The organism is Streptomyces sp. NPDC087440 (assembly GCF_044744005.1).
In the GTDB taxonomy this organism is placed as follows: Bacteria; Actinomycetota; Actinomycetes; order Streptomycetales; family Streptomycetaceae; genus Streptomyces.
In genome coordinates this window covers 659,916-680,229 of the sequence record NZ_JBIUXN010000002.1, presented here as the reverse complement: position 1 = coordinate 680,229, position 20,314 = coordinate 659,916, and the positions used below count along the sequence as shown (strand labels likewise).

At 72.5% G+C, this 20,314-nt stretch carries 23 protein-coding genes; 7 read left to right on the top strand and 16 right to left on the bottom strand.

All coding sequences use genetic code 11. From position 1 onward, the window contains the following. Positions 1-237 precede the first annotated feature (237 nt). On the top strand, positions 238-2,313 hold the full coding sequence (locus tag ACIO3O_RS07870) for a PhoX family protein (protein WP_401743216.1): 2,076 nt from the start codon (positions 238-240) through the stop codon (positions 2,311-2,313). A gap of 58 nt (positions 2,314-2,371) precedes the next feature. Here ACIO3O_RS07870 and ACIO3O_RS07865 read toward each other — a convergent pair whose 3' ends face one another. From ACIO3O_RS07865 to ACIO3O_RS07850, 4 genes are all read right to left on the bottom strand, one after another. After that, positions 2,372-3,997, bottom strand: coding sequence for an alpha/beta fold hydrolase (locus tag ACIO3O_RS07865; protein ID WP_401743213.1), 1,626 nt, complete (start codon positions 3,995-3,997; stop codon positions 2,372-2,374). Between the two features lie 270 nt (positions 3,998-4,267). Continuing rightward, positions 4,268-4,552, bottom strand: a complete 285-nt coding sequence (locus ACIO3O_RS07860; protein WP_401743212.1) for a DUF2630 family protein — start codon at positions 4,550-4,552, stop codon at positions 4,268-4,270. A 170-nt stretch (positions 4,553-4,722) separates the two neighbouring features. Continuing rightward, a complete protein-coding gene (locus ACIO3O_RS07855) occupies positions 4,723-5,277 on the bottom strand; it encodes a hypothetical protein (RefSeq protein WP_401743210.1) in 555 nt (184 codons plus the stop codon). Between the two features lie 5 nt (positions 5,278-5,282). Next, complete coding sequence (locus ACIO3O_RS07850) at positions 5,283-6,188, bottom strand: hypothetical protein (protein WP_401743208.1); 906 nt, start codon at positions 6,186-6,188, stop codon at positions 5,283-5,285. A gap of 155 nt (positions 6,189-6,343) precedes the next feature. On the opposite strand from ACIO3O_RS07850, the gene ACIO3O_RS07845 reads away from it, so the two are divergent. Further along, positions 6,344-6,754, top strand: a complete 411-nt coding sequence (locus tag ACIO3O_RS07845) for a hypothetical protein (RefSeq protein WP_401743206.1) — start codon at positions 6,344-6,346, stop codon at positions 6,752-6,754. Here ACIO3O_RS07845 and ACIO3O_RS07840 read toward each other — a convergent pair. The 5 genes from ACIO3O_RS07840 to wrbA form a co-directional block, all read right to left on the bottom strand. After that, the gene (locus ACIO3O_RS07840) at positions 6,736-7,521 is read right to left on the bottom strand and encodes a hypothetical protein (protein WP_401743203.1); all 786 of its coding nucleotides are present in this window, start codon (positions 7,519-7,521) and stop codon (positions 6,736-6,738) included. The two genes, ACIO3O_RS07845 and ACIO3O_RS07840, sit on opposite strands and share 19 nt — an antisense overlap. A 78-nt stretch (positions 7,522-7,599) precedes the next feature. Next, the gene (locus ACIO3O_RS07835; protein ID WP_401743201.1) at positions 7,600-8,022 is read right to left on the bottom strand and encodes a universal stress protein; all 423 of its coding nucleotides are present in this window, start codon (positions 8,020-8,022) and stop codon (positions 7,600-7,602) included. 49 nt (positions 8,023-8,071) lie between these two features. After that, a complete protein-coding gene (locus ACIO3O_RS07830; RefSeq protein ID WP_401743199.1) occupies positions 8,072-8,686 on the bottom strand; it encodes an FMN reductase in 615 nt (204 codons plus the stop codon). Further along, positions 8,683-9,816, bottom strand: coding sequence for an LLM class flavin-dependent oxidoreductase (locus tag ACIO3O_RS07825; protein WP_401743442.1), 1,134 nt, complete (start codon positions 9,814-9,816; stop codon positions 8,683-8,685). The genes ACIO3O_RS07830 and ACIO3O_RS07825 overlap by 4 nt, the downstream gene beginning before the upstream one ends. Positions 9,817-9,983: 167 nt before the next feature. After that, positions 9,984-10,604, bottom strand: a complete 621-nt coding sequence (gene wrbA, locus ACIO3O_RS07820; RefSeq protein ID WP_401743196.1) for an NAD(P)H:quinone oxidoreductase — start codon at positions 10,602-10,604, stop codon at positions 9,984-9,986. A 129-nt stretch (positions 10,605-10,733) separates the two neighbouring features. On the opposite strand from wrbA, the gene ACIO3O_RS07815 reads away from it, so the two are divergent. Continuing rightward, complete coding sequence (locus ACIO3O_RS07815) at positions 10,734-11,165, top strand: pyridoxamine 5'-phosphate oxidase family protein (protein WP_401743195.1); 432 nt, start codon at positions 10,734-10,736, stop codon at positions 11,163-11,165. A gap of 164 nt (positions 11,166-11,329) precedes the next feature. After that, positions 11,330-11,548, top strand: a complete 219-nt coding sequence (locus ACIO3O_RS07810; RefSeq protein ID WP_401743193.1) for a hypothetical protein — start codon at positions 11,330-11,332, stop codon at positions 11,546-11,548. 22 nt (positions 11,549-11,570) lie between these two features. Here the strand turns inward: ACIO3O_RS07810 and ACIO3O_RS07805 are convergent, their stop codons facing one another. The 3 genes from ACIO3O_RS07805 to ACIO3O_RS07795 all read right to left on the bottom strand — a co-directional run bounded on the left by ACIO3O_RS07805 (position 11,571) and on the right by ACIO3O_RS07795 (position 14,916). Further along, positions 11,571-12,308 (bottom strand): GAF and ANTAR domain-containing protein, encoded by a 738-nt coding sequence (locus tag ACIO3O_RS07805; protein WP_401743192.1) that lies wholly within the window; start codon positions 12,306-12,308, stop codon positions 11,571-11,573. Positions 12,309-12,346: 38 nt separating this feature from the next. Then, complete coding sequence (locus ACIO3O_RS07800; RefSeq protein ID WP_401743189.1) at positions 12,347-13,189, bottom strand: ANTAR domain-containing protein; 843 nt, start codon at positions 13,187-13,189, stop codon at positions 12,347-12,349. A gap of 146 nt (positions 13,190-13,335) precedes the next feature. Beyond that, positions 13,336-14,916 (bottom strand): alpha/beta fold hydrolase, encoded by a 1,581-nt coding sequence (locus tag ACIO3O_RS07795; protein WP_401743187.1) that lies wholly within the window; start codon positions 14,914-14,916, stop codon positions 13,336-13,338. An 86-nt stretch (positions 14,917-15,002) separates the two neighbouring features. On the opposite strand from ACIO3O_RS07795, the gene ACIO3O_RS07790 reads away from it, so the two are divergent. Next, positions 15,003-15,647: a uridine kinase gene (locus tag ACIO3O_RS07790; RefSeq protein WP_401743185.1), complete on the top strand. Its 645-nt coding sequence runs from the start codon at positions 15,003-15,005 to the stop codon at positions 15,645-15,647. A 65-nt stretch (positions 15,648-15,712) separates the two neighbouring features. Here the strand turns inward: ACIO3O_RS07790 and ACIO3O_RS07785 are convergent, their stop codons facing one another. Further along, positions 15,713-16,327 carry a dihydrofolate reductase family protein gene (locus tag ACIO3O_RS07785; protein ID WP_401743184.1) on the bottom strand — a complete coding sequence of 205 codons (615 nt, stop codon included), beginning with the start codon at positions 16,325-16,327 and terminating at the stop codon, positions 15,713-15,715. 90 nt (positions 16,328-16,417) lie between these two features. Further along, complete coding sequence (locus ACIO3O_RS07780) at positions 16,418-17,407, bottom strand: XRE family transcriptional regulator (RefSeq protein ID WP_401743182.1); 990 nt, start codon at positions 17,405-17,407, stop codon at positions 16,418-16,420. Between the two features lie 403 nt (positions 17,408-17,810). On the opposite strand from ACIO3O_RS07780, the gene ACIO3O_RS07775 reads away from it, so the two are divergent. Further along, complete coding sequence (locus tag ACIO3O_RS07775; RefSeq protein ID WP_401743180.1) at positions 17,811-18,380, top strand: hypothetical protein; 570 nt, start codon at positions 17,811-17,813, stop codon at positions 18,378-18,380. Continuing rightward, the gene (tgmC, locus tag ACIO3O_RS07770) at positions 18,373-19,527 is read left to right on the top strand and encodes an ATP-grasp peptide maturase system methyltransferase (protein WP_401743179.1); all 1,155 of its coding nucleotides are present in this window, start codon (positions 18,373-18,375) and stop codon (positions 19,525-19,527) included. The genes ACIO3O_RS07775 and tgmC overlap by 8 nt, the downstream gene beginning before the upstream one ends. Positions 19,528-19,532: 5 nt before the next feature. On the opposite strand, the gene ACIO3O_RS07765 is transcribed toward tgmC, so the two are convergent. Next, a complete protein-coding gene (locus tag ACIO3O_RS07765; RefSeq protein ID WP_401743176.1) occupies positions 19,533-19,889 on the bottom strand; it encodes a helix-turn-helix domain-containing protein in 357 nt (118 codons plus the stop codon). Then, positions 19,886-20,266: a type II toxin-antitoxin system RelE/ParE family toxin gene (locus tag ACIO3O_RS07760; RefSeq protein ID WP_401743174.1), complete on the bottom strand. Its 381-nt coding sequence runs from the start codon at positions 20,264-20,266 to the stop codon at positions 19,886-19,888. The genes ACIO3O_RS07765 and ACIO3O_RS07760 overlap by 4 nt, the downstream gene beginning before the upstream one ends. Positions 20,267-20,314 lie beyond the last annotated feature (48 nt).

Sequence of the window (20,314 nt, the reverse complement as noted above, 5' to 3'; positions counted from 1 at the left end):
GCCCAGAGGCTGGGGCGGCAAAGGGCGGAGTCCCAGGGGGCGAGGGCGGAAGAGCCGGAGCCCCAGGAGGCCCGGGTGGTGAAGGGGGGCGCCCGAAGGGGACCAGTTGGTTGGACTTCACTTGGCGTTCACCCCGGGGGCCCCGCGCACACCCCCCACGCCCCCTAGTGTCACCGCCGTGACCGGGCCGAACCCCCGGATTCGTACGCACATATGACCTCGGAGGGGACCCGACCCGTGCGCAACCTGCTGCCGCTGCTCAACCCGTCGCCGCACGCGGGCGGACGCTCCGCCCTGACGTGCCGTTACCGCTGCGGTGACGCCTGCTTCCAGGAAGTCCCCAACACCAGCGACAACGAGTACGTCGGCGACATCATCGCCAGCACCCTCTCCCGCCGCTCGATGATGCGCGCCGCAGCCGTCGTCACCGTCGCCGCCACAGCGGGCGGCGCCCTCGCGGTCGGCAGCGCGCCGGAGGCCGTGGCGGCCCCCGCGGCGGGCCACCGCCCCCCGAAGCCGAAGGACAAGGCCGCCAAGGGCCTGCGCTTCACCCCCGTCGCCCCCAACAAGGACGACAAGGTCACCATCCCCGAGGGCTACGAGCAGAACGTCGTCATCAAGTGGGGCGACCCGATCCTGCGCGGCGCGCCCGCCTTCGACCCGGAGAACCAGACGGCGAAGGCCCAGGCCGGCCAGTTCGGGTACAACAACGACTTCCTGTCGCTGCTCCCCCTGCGGGGCGAGTTCGGCAGCCGCGAGCGTCAACTCCTGGTCGCCAACCACGAGTACACGGACGAGAACCTGATGTTCCGGGGGTACGACCCGAAGAACCCGACCCGTGAGCAGGTCGAGATCGCGTGGGCCGCGCACGGCCTGGGCGTCGTCGTGGTCGAGGAGAACCGTCGCAACGCGGGCCTGACCGCCGTCCCCCGCCACCACCTCAACCGCCGCATCACGGTCACCACCCCGATGAAGCTCACCGGCCCGGCCGCGGGCAGCAAGTTCCTGCGCACCTCCGCCGACCCGACCGGCACCAAGGTCTTCGGCACCTTCGCCAACTGCGCGGGCGGCACCACCCCGTGGGGCACCACCCTCCACGGCGAGGAGAACTTCAACGGCTACTTCGCCAACGCCGACCACGCGAAGAGCGCGACGGACAAGCGGTACGGCCTCCAGCAGGGCCCCTCGGAGCGCAAGTGGGAGCGGTTCGACAAGCGCTTCGACATCGCCCAGGAGCCCCAGGAGTCCCACCGGCACGGCTGGGTCGTCGAGCTGGACCCGTACGACCCGGACTCGACCCCGCGCAAGCGCACCGCGCTCGGCCGCTTCAAGCACGAGGCCGCGCAGCCGCGCCTGACCGACGACGGCCGCCCGGTCGTCTACATGGGCGACGACGAGCGCTTCGACTACCTGTACAAGTTCGTGTCGTCCAAGCGGATGCGGAAGGGGAATTCGCGCTCCGCCCGCGAGCACAACCTCACCCTCCTCGACGAGGGCACGCTGTACGTCGCCAAGCTGACCGGCGACAGCCCGGCGGCCGAGATCGACGGCACGGGCAAGCTCCCGAACGACGGCGAGTTCGACGGCTCCGGCACCTGGATCCCGCTCGCCACCGGCACGAAGTCGCACGTCCCGGGCATGACCGCCGAGGAGGTGTACGTCTTCACGCGCCTCGCGGGCGACAAGGTCGGCGCGACGAAGATGGACCGCCCCGAGGACGTCGAGCCGTCCCCGCGCACGGGCCGCGTCTACGTCGCCCTCACCAACAACACCGACCGCGGCAAGCCCGGCAAGGCGGGCGCGGACGAGGCCAACCCGCGCAACCTCAACAAGCACGGCCAGATCCTCGAACTCGCCGAGCGCCGCAACGACCCCACGGCCACCACCTTCGCCTGGCGCCTCTTCCTCGTCGCGGGCGACCCGAAGGACCCCGCCACCTACTTCGCGGGCTTCCCGAAGGACAAGGTCTCGCCGATCTCCTGCCCGGACAACGTCGCCTTCGACGCCCACGGCAATCTGTGGATCTCCACCGACGGCAACCAACTCGGCTCCCACGACGGCCTGTTCGGCGTCGCGACGGCCGGTGAGCGGCGCGGCGAGCTGAAGCAGTTCCTCACCGTTCCGTCCGGGGCGGAGACCTGTGGCCCGCTGATCCAGGACAGCCGCGTCCTGGTCGCCGTCCAGCACCCGGGCGAGCTCGACGGCGCGACCGTCGACAACCCCCTCTCGGCCTGGCCCGACGGCCCCGGCAAGATGGTCCGCCCGGCGGTCGTGTCGGTCTGGCGCAAGGACGGCCGCGACATCGGCGTGTGACCTCGTGCCGGGGGTGCCGGCAGGTGACCTCGTAGCGAGGGTGCCCGGTGGGTGTGGATCACACCGCCGGGCACTTCGCGTTCTTCGGGGGCGTGCCGTTGACCAGGGTGGTCAGGAGGTGCGAGGAGATGCAGGGGTTGCCCTTGAGGCTCATGTTGTGGGTGGCGCCGCCGACGCGGAGCAGGGCGGCCGGGTAGCGGGTGCCCACGTGCCAGGCGCCCAGCACGGGCGTGCGGGGGTCGCGTTCGGTGTTGATGAGGAGGGGGCGCGGGGCGGCCTTGAGCTTGGCGGGCGGGAGCTTCTTGAGGGTGAGCGGGCCGAGGGTGCCGCCGGGGCTCTGCGGCCACTGGGCGCACGGGGCGTAGGCGGCACCGAGGGCCGGGGCGGCGTCCGGCTTGCCGCCCGCCTTCGCGGCCCGCGTGATGCCGTCGAGGAGGGCCCCGGTGTCGCGGGGCCAGGCGAAGTCGGTGCAGTGGTTGGCGAGGGTGAGGGCGTAGGAGGTGGGGGCGCTCTCGTCGGCGTCCGCGACGTCCTGGGGGAAGCCCTGCTCGGCGTACGTCCGCAGCTCCGAGTAGGCCGGGTGCTCGGGGTCCTTGGTGCCGTCCAGTGCCAGGTCGACGGCGCGGCTGAAGCCCGGCCAGTCCGCCGGGTTCGCCATGACGGCGTACGCGGCCTGCTGGAGGTTGGGGGCCTTGCGGGCGACCTGGTCGAGGTACTTCTGCGGGTCCGGCGAGAGCGCGCACTCGGCGGGACCGGCCGCACTGCACCAGGTGCGGAAGCCCGCCGTGTAGGCGCGCAGGCGGGCGGCGTACGGGGTGGGCGGCGTGGCCTTGGTCAGGTCCTGGGTGCTGCTGACCGCCTCCGGGCTCTTCGCCGCGTCGACGGCGTGCTCGGTGCCGGTGCGGTGGGGGTCGTACGTCGAGTCCAGTACGGCGGCGCGCACCCGGGTGGGGTGGGCGGCCAGGTAGTCCTGGCCGAGCAGGGTCCCGTACGAGTGGAGGAGGAGGTTCAGCTTGTCCTCGTGCAGGGCGAGGCGGATCGACTCCAGGTCGGCGGTGACGTCGGCGGTGCCCAGGTGGGAGAGCAACGGGCCGTATTTCGCCCGGCAGTCGGCGATGTACGTCTTCGAGGCCTCGGTGACGGCCGCGGTCGCCTCCGGGGTCTCGGGCAGCTTCTTGGCGGTGTCCAGCGCGGCGACCGGGGCCGGGGCCGGGCCGCAGTCGACGGGAGTGCTCTGTCCGGTGCCGCGCCGGTCGAAGCCGACGACGTCGAACAGGGCGCGCAGCTGCGGCGGGAGGGTGTTGGCGGCGGTGTAGCGGCCCTGGAGGCCGAGGCCGCCCGAGTCCATGACCAGCACGCCCAGGCGGCGCTTGCGGTCGGTGGCCGGGATCCGCGAGACGGCGAGTTCGATCTTGCCGCCGCTGGGTTTGGCCGCGTCGATCGGCACCTTGAGGGTGGTGCACTCGCGGGTGGGCTGGCCGGTGACGGGACAGTCGTCCCAACGGGCTTCGGGGGCCGGGACGTCGGGCCGCGCGAGGTTCGTGGTGGCGGAGTCCTGGGGCTGTTCGGAGCCGCCGCAGGAGGTCAGCGCGAGGGCGGCGGCGAGGGCGAGCGCGGCGGCAGCACGGGTTCGCGTCGTCCTGCGGTTCGCGCCTGCCCCTGCTGCCTCTGTTCGTGATCGCACTGCGCACCCGGTCCCTTCGCTGCCGTACTCCGCGGTCTCGGCCGGCGTGGGAGTGAGCTGTGCGGGCCGCGTCCGGGGGCGGGGCCGTACGGGCGGGGGCCATGGAGCGCCCGGAACGCAGCACATGGTGCCACGAACGGGTGATCGAGTGAGAACCAGGTGCGTGCACCGTGACAAGGTTGTGAACTGGAGTGGAGGTGCAGGTCAGAGGCCCTGGCCAGGGATTTCGGCCGGTGCCGGAGGCTTCGGTCGGCCGGTGCGGTCCTCGGCTCAGCCCGTGTAGCCCTCGACCTCGTGCGCGGGGCGGACCTTCTCCGTGGTGGGGTCCTGCCCGTACTCGGAGCGGGCGCGACGGCGGCGCAGCAGGTCCCAGCACTGGTCGAGCTGCACTTCGAGGGCGGCGAGCCGGGTGCGGTCGGCGTCGGAGAGGCCGCCGGGGCGGCCGCCCTCGGAGGCGGCGCGCTGCCGGAGCTCGTGCTCCTCGGCGACGAGGCGGTCGATGCTGCCGAGGATCTCGGGGGTGTCCGGGGTGTCGGATTCCGCGGGGGTGCTCATGGCGGCGCTCCTCCGTAGGCGTCGGGACGGCGGGACTGCTGCGTCCAGCCTGGCGGAGGGGCGACGGGGGCGCGACTCGTGCCCCCGCCGCCGGACGGTCGTGTGCTCGGGTCGGGGGACGGTCGTGTGCCTCCGGTCCCGGACCGTGCGCCCCCGTCGCCGGGAGGGGGTCAGCCGTGGCGCAGGACCTTGCCCACCTCGGCCTTGATCTCGCCCGCCAGGGCCCGGTTGCTCTTGGCGACGGCCGTGCCGTCCTTGCCCGCCGCCACGTCCTTGACGTTCACGACGACCGCGTCGAGCAGGTTGCCGCCCGCGTCGCGGAAGTTCACCTGGACCAGGTAGGTCTGCTCCTTGGTCTCCTTGTTGGTGGCCGTCACCTCGGCCGTGCTGCGGTCGCCGTCTTCCTTGACCGCGCCCACCTTCACCTCGTCCTTGGCGTCGACCCCGTCCTTGACGTCCTTGAACTTCTCGTCGGCCGAGGCGGAGGCCGACGCGTACGCCTCCTTGGCCTTGTCCGCGGCCTCGCCCGCCTTCGCGGTGGCCGACGCGGCGACGTCGCCCGCCTTCTGGGTGGCGGACGCGGCTGCCTCGCCCGCCTTCTGGGTGGCGTCGGAGACGGCGTCCGCCGCGGACTTGTTGTCGTCGCCGCACGCGGAGGCGGTCAGCGCGAGGACGGAGGTCAGGACGGCGGCACTGACAACGCGGGTCATCTTCGTGGTCTTCATGCCGGTCACCTTGCGTGCGCCGCCGCGTCCTCGCGAGCCCACTGGTCCGAAGGGGTGCCGGAATTCACCCTCCGGCCCCGCACCCACCACGTGCCGCCCGCCGCCAGCGCCACCGCGAGCCCGCCCAGCCCCAGCCACCAGGCGGTGGTCCGCAGCCCGCCCGTCGCCGTGGAGTAGACCGCCTCGCCCGCCGCCCGGCTCACGTCCTCGGGCAGGCTCGACAGGGCCAGGTTGTGCGCCACCGCGAGGATCAGCGCCAGCAGCAGCGCGCCGAGCACGAACGCGCCCCCGGCCGCCGCGAGGGCCGGCAGCCTCCGTCCCCGTACGGACAGCACGACCGCCCCCGCCACCAGCAGGGCGACCGCCACCGGCACCCACCACGCGGCCGCCTTGAGGAAGGCGTACCCGGACCGCCAGGTGTCCAGCTGGTCGGTCTTGACCAGCGTCAGGTCCGTGCGGGCGACCGGAATCCGCCCCGCGAACGGCACCCCGTCGTCCTTGAGCTGCTGCTTCAGCTCGGCCGTGACGGGCGCGAGGTCGAGCCGCACCCGGTCGCCGCTGCCCCGCTCGGCGGCGAGCGCGTCGCGGAAGGCGTCGTGGGTGACGCGGTTGACCGTGTTCCAGGCCTTGCGGTACGGCTCGGTGCCGGCGAAGGAGCGGGCCGCCTCGCCGATCAGCCGCTCGGCGCCGTTCTGGAGCGGGCCGAGGTCGATCTGCTTCATGATCTCGCTGGTCAGGCGGGTGGCGACCGCCTTCTGTACGTCCGGGTCCTCGGCCAGGGGGGCCATGGTGGCGACGTACCGCCCGGTGTCCTCGACCTCGACGTCCGACCAGACGGCGACCGCGCCGACGGGCACGAGCAGCGCCACGAGGGCGAGCAGGACGGCGGGCAGGAGACGGCGCAGCAGCATGCCCCCACCCAAACCGGACCCGTGCGGCGGCGCGAGCGGAGCGCCGCCGTAGCGGTGACCGGGCGGGCCGGTGTACGACCTTGATCCACTTGCCGCGTCCGCCGACCGGGTGTGACCTGGTGGGGCGAACCAGGGGGCGATCGGACGGAGCTGTCATGGGAGCACACGCGGCGGTACCTGTACGGAACGCGGGCCCTGTCGGAGTCACCAGGAGCACGGCCACCCCGCGCGCCATCGGCGGCCTCTCCGCCACCCTCGGCCTGATCTACGGCCTGTACGTCGGCCTGGTCGACCGCAAGGGCGGCGAGCTGACCGCGGGCAACGTCTGGCTCGGCCTCCTGTGCGGCCTGCTCTTCGCCGCCCTGTTCGCGGGCGTCTGGCAGGCACTGCGGGCGGGCACGCCGGGCGTGCGGGCACTGGGCTTCGGCGTGCTGACCGGGGTGGCGATGGGCTTCCTGGCCAGCCGGGGCGACGGCAGCGTGCTCAGCTCGGCGGCGCTGGGGCTCGCGGTGGGCGCGGGCATCGGCATCGGCGCGTACTACTACTTCTACTCGCGCTCGGACTGACGCACGGCGTAACGGGCTTCGACCGCGGCGGCGGCCCGCTCCCTGGCCAGTTGGCGGGTCTGCTTGAGTTTGGCCTCGGCCAGGAACAGGGGGACGTACCAGAACCAGCCCCACAGGCTGAAGGAGAGCGTTCCGGTCCTGACCAGGAGGGTGTTGGTCAGGAAGGAGAGGGCGAGAGCGGCCACGTAGGCGGCGATCCGGTAGCGGTGGATCAGGCGGAGCGGCGCGTTCCAGGGGCCGCCCAGGGTCTCCGCCGCAGCGGCGGCCTCCGTGGCGTGGAGGTCCTCGGGGTGGGCGGCGGGCACCGCGCCGAGGTTCCTGAGCGCCGCCCCCTCGGCCCGGGCCCGGTCCAGCTTGGCCCGGGTGTCCTCCCAGTAGCCCCGGCCCGCCCAGCCCAGCGCGGCCTCGACCTGCTGGGCCTCGGGCGAGCCCGGCGGGGCCAGCTCGGCGATCCGGTCCCTGAGGGGCTGGGCCCTGCGTTCGCGAGCCGGGTGCTCCCAGCCGTCGGCGCGCAGGCACAGTTCCAGGTACGAGACGAGGAGGCCGAGGTCGTCGGGCCAGAGCCGCAGGCCCTCCTCGTACGCCGCCTCTGCCTCGTCGTCGTGGTCGTCGTCCTCCTCGGCCGCATGCGCCAGGCCGAGCCACCGCTGGAGCACCGGATCGGGGCCCGCCTCGGCGAGCCCCTCCGTGGCGGCGGCCCGCACCCGGGCGTAGGCGCCCAACGCGAAGAGCTCCTCGCACCTGTCCGCGTATGCGTACGCCGTCATGCTGCTTCCCACCCCTTGATCCGTACGAGAACCATCGGTCAGGTCTCGGGCCCGGTCAAGGTTTTTGCAGGTCGGGGGCTACTCCCCGCGTACCACCGTCACCGGTACCGGGGAGTGCTGGACCACGTGCAGGGAGACCGAGCCCAGGACCGTGGCCTTCAGGCCGCTGTAGCCGCGGGCGCCCACGACCAGGAGGTCCGCGCTCTCCGCCTGCTTCAGGAGGGCCTCGGCGGCGTTGCCCTTGTGGGTCTTCTGGGTGACCTGGGTGGCGGCCTCCGCGCCCAGGGCCCGTTCGACGGTCTCCGTGAGGACCTTCGCCGACTCGCGTTCCGGGTCGTACGTCGCGGCTTCCGGGGTCAGGCCGCCCCAGGTCGGGTACTCCCAGGCCGTCACCGCGACCAGTTCCGCGCCGGTCAGGCCGGCCTGGCGGGCGGCCCAGTGCAGGGCGCGCACGGACTGGTCCGAGCCGTCCACGCCGACGACGATCTTGCCTTCTGCCATGGGAGGTTCCCTTCGGGTGGTGTCTTTGCGGACAATCTACGTGAAACGGTCAGTCCAGGCGCAGGTCGGAGAGCTGCTGGGCGAAGGGGGTCACCTCCTCGGCGGCCGGGCGGGTGCTCCGTATCCGCATCTGGGCGGCCAGCTCCGAGGCCGCCCGGGTGATCCGGCCCGGCAGGTGGGCCGTGAAGGCGTCGCCCTCACCGCCCCAGTCCTCGGAGGCCGCGAAGACCGAGGTGGGGACGGTCAGCGCGTGGAGGTACGAGAAGAGCGGGCGGACCGCGTGGTCCAGGGCGAGGGAGTGGCGGGGCGTGCCGCCGGTCGCCGCGATCAGGACGGGCGTGCCGGTGAGCGCGTCCGGGTCGATCAGGTCGAAGAAGGACTTGAACAGGCCGCTGTACGAGGCCGCGAACACCGGGGTGACGGCGATCAGGCCGTCGGACGTGGAGACGGCGTCGATCGCCTGGTGGAGGGTTTCGTTGGGGAAGCCCGTCACGAGGTGGTTGGCGATGGCGGTGGCCAGTTCGCGGAGTTCGATGAACTCGACGGTGGTGGTGGGGAGTTCGGTGTGGACGGCCTCGGCCAGGCGGTCGGCGAGGAGGCGGGTCGAGGAGGGCACGCTCAGGCCCGCCGAGACGACCACGAGGCGGCTCGGGTGGGTGGTCATGACGCGTTGACCTCCTTGGAGTCGGAGTCGGAGTTGGGGGTGGAGGCGGAGTCGGCGGCGAGTGCCTGGGCGACTCGGGCCGCGTGGGTCGGGGCGTCCGGCACGTTCGCCGGGCGGTTCTTGGCGAATTCGGCGCGCAGGACCGGGACGACCTCCTCGCCGAGGATGTCGAGCTGTTCCAGGACCGTCTTCAGGGGCAGGCCCGCGTGGTCCAGGAGGAAGAGCTGGCGCTGGTAGTCGCCGAAGGTCTCGCGGAAGGTCAGGGTCTTCTCGATGGCCTCCTGGGGGGAGCCGACCGTGAGCGGGGTCTGGGAGGTGAAGTCTTCGAGGGAGGGGCCGTGGCCGTAGACCGGGGCGTTGTCGAAGTAGGGGCGGAAGCGGCGCACGGCCTCCTGCGAGTTCTTGTGCAGGAAGAGCTGGCCGCCCAGGCCGACCATGGCCTGGTCGGGGGTGCCGTGGCCGTAGTGCGCGTACCGCTCGCGGTAGAGGTTGATCAGCTTCCGGAAGTGGTCCTTCGGCCAGAAGATGTTGTTCGCGAAGAAGCCGTCGCCGTAGAAGGCCGCCTGCTCGGCGATCTCCGGGGAGCGGATCGAGCCGTGCCAGACGAACGGCGGGACGCCGTCCAGCGGGCGGGGCGTGGAGGTGAAGGACTGGAGGGGGGTGCGGAACCGGCCCTCCCAGTTCACGACCTCCTTGCGCCACAGCTCGTGCAGCAGCGCGTAGTTCTCGACGGCGAGCGGGATGCCCTGGCGGATGTCCTTGCCGAACCACGGGTAGACCGGGCCCGTGTTGCCGCGCCCCATCATCAGGTCGACGCGCCCGTCGGCCAGGTGCTGGAGCATCGCGTAGTCCTCCGCGATCTTCACCGGGTCGTTGGTGGTGATGAGCGTGGTGGAGGTGGAGAGGATGAGGCGCTCGGTGCGCGCCGCGATGTAGCCGAGCATCGTGGTGGGGGAGGACGGGACGAACGGCGGGTTGTGGTGCTCGCCGGTCGCGAAGACGTCGAGGCCGACCTCCTCCGCCTTCTGCGCGATCGCCACCATCGCCTTGATGCGCTCGTGCTCGGTCGGCGTCCGGCCCGTCGTCGGGTCGGGCGTGACGTCGCCGACGGTGAAGATTCCGAACTGCATCGCGTTCATCGAGGCACCCGCCTGTTGTGAGTCCGTCTGTGACTGTTGAAAGTTGAACGAACTCAAGAACGGGTGCGGTACGGGATCTATTCCCGCCCGTCGGGCCGGTACGGGATCCTCCCCCCGCCCGGCCGGTGCGGGATCCCCCCCCCGCTCGGTCCGGTCCCCTACTCCAGCCCCGCCTTGATCGCCGACGCGAACCGCACCACCCGGTGCCCCTGCACCCGCGCCGCCGTCCGCGTGACGTCGTCCACCGGGTTCGTGCCGTTGCCGTCCACGTGCGAGGTGCCGTACGGATTGCCGTCCTCGAACTTCGACGGCTGCGTGTAGCCGGGCGGCACGATGATCCCGCCGAAGTGGTACGCGCAGTTGTAGAGCGCCAGCAGGGTCGACTCCTGGCCGCCGTGCAGGGTCGCGGACGAGGTGAAGCCGCTGTAGACCTTGTCGGCCAGCTTGCCTGCCGCCCACAGTCCGCCGAGCGTGTCGATGAACTGCTTGAGCTGCGAGGACACGTTTCCGTACCGGGTCGGCGTGCCGAAGATGACCGCGTCCGCCCACTCCATGTCCGCCGGTGCGGCCTCCTCGATGTCCGCCGTCGCGGCCGCGTTCGCGGCCCATGCCGGGTTGGAGTCGATGGCCGCCTGCGGGGCCAGTTCGGTCGCCCTGCGCAGCCGCACGTTCGCGCCGGCCTCCTCGGCTGCCGCCGCGATCTCCTTGGCGATGGCGGCGACGACGCCGGTCGCGGAGTAGTAGATGACGGCCACGTTCACGCGGGTGGGAGTAGTCATGGCGCCTTCCGGGGGTGAGGATGGGGCATTTAGTGACAAAAGTAGCCCGGTGTGCGCCACCCCGCCCCTGCGCGGGTGCAATATAGATGCATAAGCCATCTAAAGGTCGAGACTCGGAAAGGGCCCCTCATGCCGCTCACCCCCCAGGAACGCCACGCCCTCCTCGCCGAGCCGCACGTCGCGAGCATCGCCCTCCCCGACGCCGCCCACCCCGGCCGGGCCCCCCTCTCCGTTCCTGTCTGGTACGCGTACGAGCCCGGCGGCGACCTCATCGTCACCACCGCCCGCGCCTCCCGGAAGGGCCGCGCCGCCGAGGCCGCCGAGCGGCTCACCGTGCTCGTCCAGCGGGCGACGCCTACGTACCGGTACGTGTCCGTCGAGGGGCCGCTCGCCCCGCTCCGGGACACCACCGCCGACGAACTCGCGGCCATCGCCTCCCGCTACCTCCCGGCGGAGGCGGTCGGGGCGTACGTCGAGAAGTCCCTCGCCCGGGGCGGGCTCGTCACCCTGCGCATGCGCCCCGAGCACTGGCTCGGTGCGGATCTGGGGCCGTCGGCCTGACTGCACCGGTCCCGACCTCATCCGGCCCGGCCTGACCGCACCGGTCCCGACCTCGCCCGGCCCGACCGGATCCGACCCGACCTCATCCGACCCCGCCTGACCCGAAGGGGTGATGCCTTCACGAAATCGCCCCACGCCACGCCGCAGAGGTGCACTCTGCCGGGATGTCCACACGTACAACAGCCCCCGCAGCGGACCCCGCCCACGGTGTCCCGTCCCCGCCGCCCATCCCTCCCACCTGCCCCAACTGCCGTCAGGGGCTCCTCTGGAAGGACACCCGGGCCGAGATCCGGGAGACCGACGAGCACCACTGGCGCTGGTGGTGCGGCAACTGCTCCAAACGCTTCCGGCCGACGGAGGAGCACCTGCGCCGCTTCAACTAGCCGAGCGTCAGGCAGCCGCGCGTCAGGCGACCGGCAGCAGCCCCTCGTCGATGACCTGCCGGGCCACCTCCGTGAGCCGCCTGCTGTTGCTCCGCGCATGCCTGCGCAGCACCGTGAACGCGTCGTCCACCCCCACCCCCAGCCGCGCCGCCAGAATGCCCTTCGCCTGTTCGATGACGATGCGGCTGTGCAGGGCGGAGCGCAGCTGGACCCCGGTGGCGCGGTGGGCGCGCAGGGTCTGTTCGTGTACGAGGCCGATCGCGGCGGCGTCGGCGAGCGCCTGCCCGAGCCGTACGTCCGTCGGGGGCAGCGGGCTCTCCCCCGTGCGCAGGAGCAGCAGGCTGCCCAGGCGTTCCCCGCGCAGCCGCAGCGGCAGCGCGGTCGCCCAGGTGTACCCGGCCCGCCGCGCCATCGGCACGAACGCGCCCCACCGCGCGGCCGGTACTCCCCCGGCGAGATTGACGCGCGTCACGTCGCCGGTGCCGCTCGGGCCGCTTCCGGTGTAGCAGTCCAGCGCCGGGCCCTCCTCGGCCGCCGTGTCGAGGAGTTCGGTGAGTTCCTCGCCCGGGTCGCAGGGCGCGACGTGCCGCAGTTCCTCGCCGGGCGGGGCGAGCAGTACGGCCGCCACCGAGATGTCGAGCAACTCGCAGCACCGTACGGACAGTTGTTGCAGGAAGTCGATCACGTCGAACTCGTCGGCGAGAGTGTCGGCCAGCTCGACGAACGCGTCCGCCAGCGTCAATTCACGTTCCGGGTTCATAACTCTGCTTCCTCGGTCTTCCCGTGTCCCGGCTGCCGTCATCCGTTGCCGCACCCCGCATGGCCGGGGCCGGGACAGTCGGCGGTCAGCTGGACCCGCCGGGCCACGACATCGCGGGAGACGGCGACGATAGGGCGGTGGTGGGCGAATGCGTAAGCGCGCAATCGGTCGAGAGCGGTGGCCAGATTCACGCCGAGTTCGACGCTGAGCATGCCGCTGGCCTGGTGCACCACGGCCCGGTGCAGGCCGCTCGGGCGGTTGCCCGGGTCGTTCTCGTGCGGTCCCCGGTCGCTTTCGTACGTATCGCGGTCGTTCTCGTACGCACCACGATCACTCTCGTACGATCCCGGGCGCACCGTCGCGTGCGGCTCCCCCCGGCCCGGTGGCGCGACCGAGGAAAGCAGGTACAGGGTGAGGGCGTCGCACAGCGTGAGGGCGGCGTCGATGCCCGCCTCCGTGAGCGCTCTGGGCTCACGGCGGTAGCCGGTCATCGCCCCCACGCTGATCGCCCCGAGCCGGAGCGGGAAGGCGAACACGGACCGTACGCCCAATTCCTCGGCCCCCGGCACGAAGGCGGCCCAGTGGCGGGTGGGGATGGTGCGCAGATCGGTGGCGAGGGACAGGGTGCCGTGCTTGCCCGCCTCGAAGCTGGGGCCCTCGCCGACCGTGAACTGGAGGTCGTCCAGCCGTGCGCTCAACTCACCGCTGAACCAGAGCAGTTCGCCCGAGTCGGCCTGACTCGACACGCACAGGCCGTCCATGTCCAGAAGCCGCGCGCAGCGTACCGCCCAGTCGGTGTCGGGCCCCTTGCCTCCGGCCCGCAACGCACCGAGCAGGACGGTGAGTTCACCGTGCTGCTGTGCGGGTTCTCGTGCGGCCATGCGTCATCACCCCGTCCGCCGCGGCGTCCGCGACGAGCCGAATCAGGGGCCGCACACTGCCGAACGGCGGAACTCTCTCTTCTCCCCCTCAGGATGCCCGCACCGCCCAACTCCCTTCAAGCCCCCTCCCCCTGCTCGCCGAGTGGTCAGTTTTCTGGGCAGGTCCCGTCCTTCGGCGTCGCGCCGTCGACCAGGGTCTTCACCACCGCCGTGTTCACGCAGGGGTTGCCGGACTGGGCGAGCCCGTGGACCTGCCCGCCGACCTTGAGGAGCGAGGCGGGCAGCGTCTTGGCCGTCTTCTCGGCCTCGGCGAGGGTTGTGCGTACGTCCTTCTCGGCGTTGAGGATCAGCGGACGCGGGGCCTTCCCGGCCCGGATCTCGCCGAGCGTGGGCCCGCCGCGCGGCCAGACGGCGCAGGGGGAGTAGAACGCCGCGTAGTAGGCGGCACTCCCCTCCGCGCCCTTTGCCTTCGCCTCCTCCGCTACCTCCTTCAGGAGCCCGGCGGTGGTCTTCGGCCAGGCGAAGTCGGCGCATTTGACGCCGAGTTCGAAGGCGGCCGGGGTGCCGGGGTGCTTGAGCGCGGCGGCGACGTCCTTCGGGAAGCCCTTGTCGGCGTACGTGCGCAGATCGGCGTACGCGGCCCGGTCCCCCGGCGCGGCGTCCGCCGCCTTGTCGAGGGCCCGGCTGAAGCCCGGCCAGTCGGACGGCACGACCATCACGGCGTCGGCGGCCTTCGCCAGGGTGTCGCGGTCCCGGCCGGAAACCGTCGCCAGCGCGTCCTCCGGCTTGGGCGCCACCGCACACTCGGCGGGCCCGGAGGCCGTGCACCACTCCCGGAACCCCGCCGTCTGGGCGCGGATCTGGGCCTCCTTCTTCTGCTCCTCCGTCTTCCCGGCGGTCCCGGAGGCCTCGTCCTCGGTCGCGTCGCTGCCGAGGGCGGCCAGGACGCCGGACTCCGAGGTGTCGACCGTGCCGTCGAGGACGGCGGCGCGGACCCGGTCGGGGTGGGTGCGCAGGTAGTCCTGGGCGACCACGGTCCCGTAACTGACCATGAGCAGGCTCAGCTTCTCCTCGCCGAGGGCGAGCCGCATGGATTCGAGGTCGGAGACGGTGTCGGCGGTCCCGAGGTGCGCCAGCAACTCGCCGTACTTCGCCCGGCACTTGGTGACGTACGCCTTCGCGTCCCGCTCGACGGCGGCCGGGTCCGCCTTCTCCAGGTCGGCGAACTCCCCTTCGCTGCCCAGCTTGTCGATCGCCCCGCCGGGCTCCCCGCAGTCGACCGGCGTGCTCTTGCCGGAGCCGCGCCGGTCGAACCCGACGACGTCGTACAGCGCGCGGATCTGCGGGGGCAGCAGGGCGGCCGTGGTGTACAGCCCTGGCAGACCCGGCCCGCCGGGGTCCATCACCAGCGCGCCGATGCGCCGCCGCTTGTCGGTGGCGGGCAGCCGGGAGACGGCGAGGCCGAGGGTTCCGGATCCGGGCTTGGCGGCGTCGATGGGCACCTTGAGGGTGGCGCACTCGCGGGTGGGCTGCCCGGTGAGGGGACAGTCCTTCCAGTCGGCCTTGGGCGCGGGGACGGGGGGCGGCGCCGAGGAGGCCGTGTCCTTGCCTCCGCTGCCTCCGCTGCCGCCTCCGCAGGCGGCGAGGGCGAGGGCGAGGGTCAGCCCGATGACGTACCGGATCACCCGGCGCACGCGCCCCCGTCGGCTCTCTCCGCTCGCTCCCATGCGCCCAGCCTGGGCGGCCGTGGGCGCGACCGCATGCGTTGGGCCTCCGTACGGGGTACCCGGACACGGAGGACGGGAGGCTCGGCATGCGCTTGCGTACGGGGGAGACCGAGGCGGTGGGGTGGCGGGTGGTGCCGCTGGGGGAGGTGGTGCGGCTGCTGGGCGCGGACGCGGCCTTGTCCGGCGGACGCCCCCGCCTGATCGCGATCGACGGCCGGGGAGGTTCCGGCAAGACCACCCTCGCCGCACTCCTGAGCGCGGCGGTCCCGCACTCCGCCGTCGTCCACACGGACGACCTCGCCTGGAACCACGCCTACTTCGCCTGGGCCGAGCTCCTGGCCACGCACATCCTGCGCCCCCTGCACCGGGGCGAGCCGGTGGACTTCCGCCCCGGGGCGTGGACGGCACACGGCCGCCCCGGCTCGATCACGGTCCCGGCCACCGCCCCGGTGGTCTGGGTGGAGGGCACGGGCGCCGTCCGCGCGGAGCTGGCCGGTTGGCTGGACGCGTCGGTGTGGATGCAGGGGGACCTGGACGCGCAGGAGCGCCGTACGACGCTGCGGGACGGGGACGCGACACCTCAGCGCGAGCACGTGACGAACTGGCTCCGGGAGGAGACCCCCTTCCTGGCCCGCGAACGCCCGTGGGAGCACGCGACGTTGATCGTCGGAGGCCCGGCCCCTCTCGCCCACGATCCCCGCACGGAGCTGGTGATCGCCCCGCCCGGGTGACCCGTCGGCCGCGCCCCGGTGACCCGTCGGCCGCGCCCGGCAGCCTCGGCTCAGCGGCGCACCGCTCATCGGCGTACCGCGAACTTCAGGTGCAGCACCCGCTCTCCCTGGATGACCAGGTGCGGGTCCTCCAGCAGGTGCTGCGTGGCGACACCCCCGAAGAAGCGCCTGCCCGAGCCGAACACCACCGGGACCACGTCCATCGCCACCTCGTCCACCAGCCCGGCGGCGAAGATCTGGGCGCCCACGTCACCGGCGTTCACGGCGACGGTCCGGTCCCCGGCGAGTTCCTGCGCCTTCGCGATCGCCGCCGCCGCGCCCTCGACGAAGTGGTACGACGCCTCGGGGTGCCACCCCTCGGGCTTGGGCCGGTGGGAGACGACGACCACGTGCTCACCGGCCGGCGGCCTGCCCTCCCAGCCGTTGACCTGGTCGAACAGGTTGCGGCCCATCACGATCGTGCCGATCGACGCCCACATCGACCGGAGGTAGTCCGCCGACGCACGGGAGACCCGGAAGCCGCCGCCCGTCCCGGAATGGTCGTGCCCCTCGCTCTGCGGGTCCTCGCCGACGGGGACGTCCCCGCCGAAGTACCAGTCGTGCAGGGGCCCGACGTCGCCCTTCTCGTCGGCGATGAAGCCGTCCACCGACACCACGCTGTGCAGGATCACTGTGCCCACGGGTCCTCCTCCTCGACGTCGTCGATGAACCGGTCGAGCGGCGCAGCGGGCCCCCGGCCGAGGACATCCATGGCCCCAGTGTGGTCGCCCTCACCCCATCCCCACCAGTAGCGCATCCACCCCCGCCACGCCCCCATGCGGTACGAATCCGGGCCCCAGCCCCCGTACGAGCGCCAGGCAGCGCGGTGCGCCGATGCGGCGGGCCAGCTCCAGGGACTCCCGGGCGGTGACCGCCGCCCGGTCGATCTCACCGGCCCTGAGGTGGGCGTCCGCCTCGTACGTGAGGAACACCGCCCGGGTCTTGGCCCGCGCCCCGGGCAGCAGCCGCGCCCCCTCGTCCATCAGCCGCAGCGCACCGCGAACGTCCCCCGCGTCCAGCAGGCACCGCCCGGAGTCCACGGCGAGGTCGGCGTCCGACATCCACGCACACCAGGCGGGCGCGGGATCGGGGTGGGCCCCGGCTTCGGCCCACGCCCGTTCGGCCGCCGCCAGCGACCCCCGGGACCCGGCCGCGTCCCCGGTGGCCGCCTGCGCCCGGGCCAGCCGCAGGTGCAGCAGTGACCGGGCGGCCGGATGCCGGGTTCGGCGGACCGTGTGCCCGAGGATGTCCACGGCCGTCCTCGGGTCGCCCAGCCACGTCGTCTGGTACGCGAGATCCGACAGAACCCCCGCCCCCATGTCCCGGTCCCCGGCGGCCTGCGCCCCGTGCAGTGCCCCGTGCCAGAACCGGGCCGCCGCCGCGTGCTGCCCCTGGTCGAACCGGTGCCACCCGACCGCCTGCGACAGCGAGGCCCCGAGCCGGTGCAACCGCAGGCCCACCCCGGCCTCGTACCGCCCCTGCTCGATCAGGTCGGTGACGGTCGCCAGATGGGCGTCGAGGAGCTGCGCGGCATACTGCCGCTGCTCGGTGACGAGCCCGGTCAGCCGGCTGCCGGTCTCCTCCAGCCACCCCACGTCCGCCGCCCCGACGGCACTGCTCCCCCTGCCGGGAGCGGCGCTCGCCGCATCGAGGTGCGCCCACTGCTGGGCGAGCGCGCCGAGTGCAGCCCCGCTGTACGCCAGAAAATCGCGACGGTCCATCGAATCCCTCAGTGCCTCTCGAAGTGCGGGAACGGTGCTGTGCGGCCCGAACGGCAGGAATCTGTCGCTCCCGGGCAACCACCCGGGCCACCCGAGCGCGACGGCCCTCTCCACCCCGACCCCGAAGACATCGCCCAGCACACCTGCGATTCGGCATCGGGCACGACCCGCCCGCTCTCCCACTTGTAGATACGCTGCCGAGTCGCCCCGGACCTCAACCCCCGCCTCTGGGCGGCCCGTTGCACCTGCCGCGCAAGCTCCGCCTGCGACCACCCGCACGCGCGACGCGCATGCGCGAGGGGGTGCCGGATCGCGTCGTCCATGGGGTCATCCCATCACCTGGAGTGGCGTCGAGGGTACTGCGCGTGGTGACGGGGATACAGCGGGGATACACCGAACTTCTGTGGACGCGGCAGTACGCGTCGGGTTCACGGTCCCGCCCACGCTGATCACGAACGACCCGCTGAGCGCCAAGGCCTTCTGTGCCGAACAGTCGACTCTCTACAAGCCCTTGCACGCGGGGGCGTACGACGTCGACGGCGAGCCCGCCGGAATCTGGGCCGCGCCCGTCGAGGCGGGGGAGATCGACGGTTCGGTGTGCCACAGCGCGCATCTGTTCCAGGCCCAGGTGCCCAAGGTGGCGGACGTGCGTGCGGTCGTCGTCGGGGAGCGGGTGTTCAGTGTCCTGATCACCGCGCCGCCCGGTGTCGTCGACTGGCGCGCGGAGTACCAGAACCTCACCTATGAGCCGGTCGCCTGCCCGGACGGGACGCACCGGGCGCTGGTGCGGTTCCTCGCGGGCTTCGGGCTGAGCTTCGGTGCGTTCGACTTCGCCGTGACCGCCGACGGTGCCTGGTGGTTCTTGGAGTGCAATCCCAACGGTCAGTGGGCGTGGCTCGAAGGCGTGGCCGGGTTGCCGGTCGCCGGCGCCCTCGCGGACCTGCTGGAGAACGGAGCGAGCCACCATGACTGACCCCCTGCGCGCGGAACACCTGCGCGCCGACCTCGCGCGCCACCTGGCCAGGACCGGCGTACTGCGCAGCCCCGCAGTGGAAGCGGCCGTGCGGTCCGTGCCGCGGGAGGCGTTCCTTGCGGGCGGGTGGTTCGAGTACGAGGAGGGCGGCTGGTATCGGCCCGCGTCCGGTGCCGAACCGGCCGGGACGGCGCGGGTCTACGAGGACGACACGCTCGTCACCCAGGTCGCCGGGAGCGTCTTCCCCGCACAGGTGGAGGGGCGGATCGCCGCCCTGCCCTCCTCCTCGTCCACCCTCCCCGGCCTCGTGGTGCGGATGCTCGAAGAGCTGCGGGCCGAGGCGGGAACGCGCGTCCTGGAGATCGGGACCGGCACCGGCTACTCCACGGCCCTGCTGTGCGAGGTGGTCGGCGCGGACAACGTCACCACGGTCGAGGTCGACGCGGAGGTGTCCGCCCGCGCGCAGGCGGCCCTCGCGGGCGTCGGCCACCGGCCCGCCTGCATGGTCGGCGACGGCCTGGCGGGCCGACCGGAGAACGGGCCGTACGACAGGGTGATCGCCACCTGCGGCGTGCACACCGTCCCGGCCGCCTGGCTCGCGCAGACCCGCCCCGGCGGGGAGGTGCTGGTCACGGTCGGCGGGTGGATGCAGGCCTCGGAGCTCGTACGTCTCACCGTCGCCGCCGACGGTACGGCCGAGGGTCCGGTCCTCGGCGACCACGTCTCCTTCATGCTGGCGCGCCCCCACCTCCCGCCGCCCCTGGGCCTGCTCCCGGACCTCGACGCGGGCGAGCCCGCACCCACCGCGCTCGGCGCCGATGCGCTGGACGGCTGGGACGCCCGCTTCGTCGCCCAGTTCGCCGCCCCGCGCGCGCAGCGCTTCCGCCTCGAACGGCACGGCAGGACCGAGCACATCGTGCTCGACGTGCACGCCGGGTCGTGGGCGGCGGTCTTCCGGGACGGAGGTGGGGAGGGCTGGTCGGTGCGGCAGGGCGGCCCGGACCGCCTCTGGGACCGGATCACGGAGGACGTGACGCGGTGGCGGGCTACGGGCTCGCCGTCAACCGGCCGGTTGTGCCTGCGAGTTGAGGCGGCGCGGCAGCGTCTCCTCTCGGAATACCGAGGTCGTTTGCCCCGGACGAGGTGATGCGATCAGGCTGCGGAGTCGGTGTGCTCGTGAGGGGTGATGATGATCTTCGGCTGGTCGTCGGTGACGTCGATGTCGATGCGGAACGTCGCGTCCAGCCCCTTGGACAGCTTGTACAGGAGGGGAAGCGTGGGCACCGCGTCGCTCCCTTCGATGCGGGAGATCTTCGCTTGGTCGAGATCGCAGCGTGCGGCGGTCTCGGCCTGGGTCAGCCCCAGTTCCTTGCGGCGCTCGTACACGGCGACGGCGAGCGCCATCGCGAGGAAGTTCTCGCGCCGCTCCTGAACGCGTTCCGGGGACTCGCGGTAGCCGTCCTTCAGCCGCTTGTCCCGCAGGGCCTTGAACTTCACGTGGTTGTTCATCGGGGTGCTCCTTCGCTCGGTTCCCGGTCGAAGACATCGTGGGCCGGTCCGTGCTCCGCCTCGCACAGCCTTTGGGCGGCCACCGCGCGGTTGATCTGCTTCTCTTCATGCTGCCGCGTCTTGCGGAACCAGGTCAGGAAGATGATCCGTCGGTCGGTTGTGATCCAGTACGTGATGCGCGCTTCGACGTCGCCGAGGGTGAGGCGCAGTTCCCTGACTCCGTCCCGCAACGGGCGAGCGAGCGGTATGGGTGTCGCGGGTCCCAGTTCTGCCAGGACAGAGGTGGCGTCGTCCACCTTGCCGAAGTGCTTGTCGGACAGGCCGTCGAGCCAGGCCGCGACCTCTGGTTCCAGCTCGACCTCGTAGAGCTTGCTCACAAGGCCACCGTATATGGCGTGCGCGACATATTCCACGTGCGTGCCGAC

What these genes read in the sequence shown, in the direction of transcription:
- ACIO3O_RS07860 (WP_401743212.1), bottom strand. Translation starts at nt 4,552, where the DNA reads ATGAGCACCCCCGCGGAATCCGACACCCCGGACACCCCCGAGATCCTC.
- ACIO3O_RS07855 (WP_401743210.1), bottom strand. Translation starts at nt 5,277, where the DNA reads ATGAAGACCACGAAGATGACCCGCGTTGTCAGTGCCGCCGTCCTGACC.
- ACIO3O_RS07850 (WP_401743208.1), bottom strand. Translation starts at nt 6,188, where the DNA reads ATGCTGCTGCGCCGTCTCCTGCCCGCCGTCCTGCTCGCCCTCGTGGCG.
- ACIO3O_RS07845 (WP_401743206.1), top strand. Translation starts at nt 6,344, where the DNA reads ATGGGAGCACACGCGGCGGTACCTGTACGGAACGCGGGCCCTGTCGGA.
- ACIO3O_RS07840 (WP_401743203.1), bottom strand. Translation starts at nt 7,521, where the DNA reads ATGACGGCGTACGCATACGCGGACAGGTGCGAGGAGCTCTTCGCGTTG.
- ACIO3O_RS07835 (WP_401743201.1), bottom strand. Translation starts at nt 8,022, where the DNA reads ATGGCAGAAGGCAAGATCGTCGTCGGCGTGGACGGCTCGGACCAGTCC.
- ACIO3O_RS07830 (WP_401743199.1), bottom strand. Translation starts at nt 8,686, where the DNA reads ATGACCACCCACCCGAGCCGCCTCGTGGTCGTCTCGGCGGGCCTGAGC.
- ACIO3O_RS07825 (WP_401743442.1), bottom strand. Translation starts at nt 9,816, where the DNA reads ATGCAGTTCGGAATCTTCACCGTCGGCGACGTCACGCCCGACCCGACG.
- wrbA (WP_401743196.1), bottom strand. Translation starts at nt 10,604, where the DNA reads ATGACTACTCCCACCCGCGTGAACGTGGCCGTCATCTACTACTCCGCG.
- ACIO3O_RS07815 (WP_401743195.1), top strand. Translation starts at nt 10,734, where the DNA reads ATGCCGCTCACCCCCCAGGAACGCCACGCCCTCCTCGCCGAGCCGCAC.
- ACIO3O_RS07810 (WP_401743193.1), top strand. Translation starts at nt 11,330, where the DNA reads ATGTCCACACGTACAACAGCCCCCGCAGCGGACCCCGCCCACGGTGTC.
- ACIO3O_RS07805 (WP_401743192.1), bottom strand. Translation starts at nt 12,308, where the DNA reads ATGAACCCGGAACGTGAATTGACGCTGGCGGACGCGTTCGTCGAGCTG.
- ACIO3O_RS07800 (WP_401743189.1), bottom strand. Translation starts at nt 13,189, where the DNA reads ATGGCCGCACGAGAACCCGCACAGCAGCACGGTGAACTCACCGTCCTG.
- ACIO3O_RS07795 (WP_401743187.1), bottom strand. Translation starts at nt 14,916, where the DNA reads ATGGGAGCGAGCGGAGAGAGCCGACGGGGGCGCGTGCGCCGGGTGATC.
- ACIO3O_RS07790 (WP_401743185.1), top strand. Translation starts at nt 15,003, where the DNA reads ATGCGCTTGCGTACGGGGGAGACCGAGGCGGTGGGGTGGCGGGTGGTG.
- ACIO3O_RS07780 (WP_401743182.1), bottom strand. Translation starts at nt 17,407, where the DNA reads ATGGACCGTCGCGATTTTCTGGCGTACAGCGGGGCTGCACTCGGCGCG.
- tgmC (WP_401743179.1), top strand. Translation starts at nt 18,373, where the DNA reads ATGACTGACCCCCTGCGCGCGGAACACCTGCGCGCCGACCTCGCGCGC.
- ACIO3O_RS07765 (WP_401743176.1), bottom strand. Translation starts at nt 19,889, where the DNA reads ATGAACAACCACGTGAAGTTCAAGGCCCTGCGGGACAAGCGGCTGAAG.